This is a genomic window from Aeromonas sp. HMWF015 (assembly GCF_963878965.1).
In the GTDB taxonomy this organism is placed as follows: domain Bacteria; phylum Pseudomonadota; class Gammaproteobacteria; order Enterobacterales; family Aeromonadaceae; genus Aeromonas; species Aeromonas veronii.
The window spans coordinates 1-2,770 of record NZ_CAWNZT010000424.1 but is presented as its reverse complement, the minus strand read 5'-3'; the positions used below and the strand labels follow the sequence as shown (position 1 = coordinate 2,770).

The 2,770-nt window shown below is 61.4% G+C and carries 2 protein-coding genes; both read right to left on the bottom strand.

Annotated elements, in window-relative coordinates:
- Positions 1-2,103 (bottom strand): efflux RND transporter permease subunit (locus AACS18_RS21920; protein WP_108613324.1); only part of this gene is annotated, 2,103 nt, incomplete at its 3' end.
- A 9-nt stretch (positions 2,104-2,112) separates the two neighbouring features.
- On the bottom strand, positions 2,113-2,770 hold a 658-nt coding region (locus AACS18_RS21915; protein ID WP_146184818.1), incomplete at its 5' end, for an efflux RND transporter periplasmic adaptor subunit.

Below are 2,770 nucleotides of genomic sequence, written 5' to 3'. Positions count from 1 at the left end.
GAGGAAGCGCTGCACTTCGCCGGAGAAGGCCTGGGCGTTGCCGGTGCCACGGTTCTGCAGATAGGCCTCAAGGCCACCTGTGGTGGACATCCCCTGAATGGGAGGCGGGTTGAAGGAGGCGACAAAGCCATCCGCCAGCCCCATCAGGCTCAAGCCCTGGAAGGTCTTGGCCAGCGAGAAGGAGTCCTGTCCTGTCCCCTGACGCTCGCTCCAGTCCTTCAGGGTAATGAAGGTCATGCCGCTGTTGCTGATGATGGCATTGGAGAGAATGTCAAAGCCCGAGAAGGTGATCACATCCTTCACATGGGGGTTGGCCATGGCGATCTTGTCGAACTGATCCGCCACCGCCTGGGTCCGGCTCATCGCGGCGGCATCCGGCAGCATGACGGCGGAGATGAGGTAGCCCTGATCTTCGTTCGGTACCAGTTCGCCCGGCACTTTCAGGAAGAGGCCGTAGATGGAGAGGATCAGCACGGCGATGATGGCAAAGGCGACCCCCACCCGACGGTTCAGGAAGGCCACACCCCGTACATAGCCGCGGGTCAGCTGGTCAAATTTTTCGTTGAACCAGACGAAGAAGCGGGCCGGTTTGTGGTGTCCCTCTTTCAGCAACACGGCACAGAGGGCCGGGGAGAGAGTCAGTGCCACCAGACCGGAGATGGCGACCGAGACCGCGACCGTGATGGCGAACTGTTTGTACATCACCCCGGTCATGCCGCCCATAAAGGCAACCGGCAGGAACACGGCGCAGAGCACCAGTACGATGGCGACCACCGGACCGGAGACCTCCTGCATGGCGAGGATGGCAGCCTCTTTGGGCGAACACTTCTTCTCGCTCATGATCCGCTCGACGTTCTCGAGCACCACGATGGCGTCATCCACCACGATACCGATGGCAAGCACCATGCCGAACAGGGTCAGCAGGTTGATGGAGAAACCGAGCACCAGCATGCCGGCGAAGGTCCCGATGAGCGACACCGGCACCGCGATACAGGGGATCAGGGTGGCGCGGAAGTTCTGCAGGAACAGATAGACCACCACGAACACCAGCACGATCGCCTCGAACAGGGTGTGTACCACCTCTTCGATGGAGATCTTCACGAACTCGGTAGTGTCGTAGGGGATCTGGTACTCGATATCCTGCGGGAAGCGCTCCTTGAGTCGCTCCATGGTGGCGTGTACCGCATCGGCGACCGCGACGGCGTTGGCGCCTGGCTGCAGATAGGTGGCGATACCGATGGCCGGTTTGCCGTTGGCGCGGGCGACCAGATCATAATCCTTGCCCCCCAGCTCGACCCGGGCGACATCGCGGACCCGGATCTTGGAGCCATCGGGCATGGAGCGGACGATGATGTTCTGGAACTCCTTCACATCCTCAAGGCGCCCTTTGGTCTGCACCGTGTAGGTGAAGTCGATGGGGGCCGTGGTGGGCTGGGCACCGATCTTGCCTGCCGCGAACTGGGTGTTCTGCTCGCGAATGGCGCCAATCACGTCGCTCGGGGTGAGCTCGAGCTGGGCCAGTCGATCCGGCCGCAGCCAGATACGCATCGCATAGTCGGTACCGCCAAACAAGGTGGTATCACCGATGCCGGGAATCCGCTTGAGCTCGTCGATGATGTTGAGCAGGGCGTAGTTCGACAGATAGGTGGTATCAAACGAGCCGTTCGGCGACTGGAGGGTAACCACCTGCAGGATGGAGGTCGATTTCTTCTTGACCGTCACCCCCTGCTTTTTCACCTCTTCCGGCAGCTGGGCCATGGCGGCCGAGACCCGGTTGTTGACGTTGATGGTGGCCTGATCAGGATCGGTGCCGATCTCGAAGTAGACGTTGAGGTTCATCTGGCCGTTGGAGGCCGACCCCGACTGCATGTAGATCATCCGCTCGACGCCGTTGATCTGCTGCTCCAGCGGCGCTGCCACGGTCTGGGAGATCACCTCCGGGGTTGCACCCGGATAAAACGCCGTGACCGAGACCACCGGCGGGGTGATCTGGGGATATTGCTCGATGGGGAGCGCTCGCATCGCCGCCAACCCGCCCAGCACGATAATGATCGAAATCACGCTGGCGAAGATGGGGCGTTCTATGAAGAACTTGGAAAACATACGGGCTCCTTACTTGGCCGCAGACTGGCTGACCACCTTGCCGGTGATCGCCTTCATCTCGTCGGCAGAGACAGGTTTTACCACGGCGCCGGGGTGAGCCTTCATCAAGCCTTCGACGATATAGCGCTCACCTGCCCGCAGGCCGCTCTCGATCAGCACGCCGGAGTCGACTGCCGCGCCCAGGGTCACCGGACGGGGCACCACCTTGTTGTCGGCATCGACCACCATCACCATGCGGTCAGCCTGGGACTGGACGATGGCGCGCGGCGGTACCACGATGGCATTTTTGCGGGTGCCCAGATCGATGGTCATGCGGACAAACTGGCCCGGCAGCAGTACGCCGTCCTTGTTGTCGAAGATGGCGCGGGCACGGATGGTGCCGGTCTGGGGATCGACCCGGTTGTCGGAGAAGTTGAGCTTGCCCGCCTCCGGGTAGAGGGAGCCATCGGCCAGACGAATATGGGTGCGCCAGGTGGTGGCATCCTTCGCCTCAATCACCCCTTTCTTTACCGAGTTTTCGAAGTTGAGGCGATCCTGCTCCGAGTAGGAGAAGTTGACGTAGAGCGGATCAAACTGGGTGATGGTAGTGAGCAGGCCGTTGTCGCCGCTGGTGGAGATAAGGCTCCCCTCGGACTGGGAGCTCTTGCTCGCCATGCCGTTGATGGGG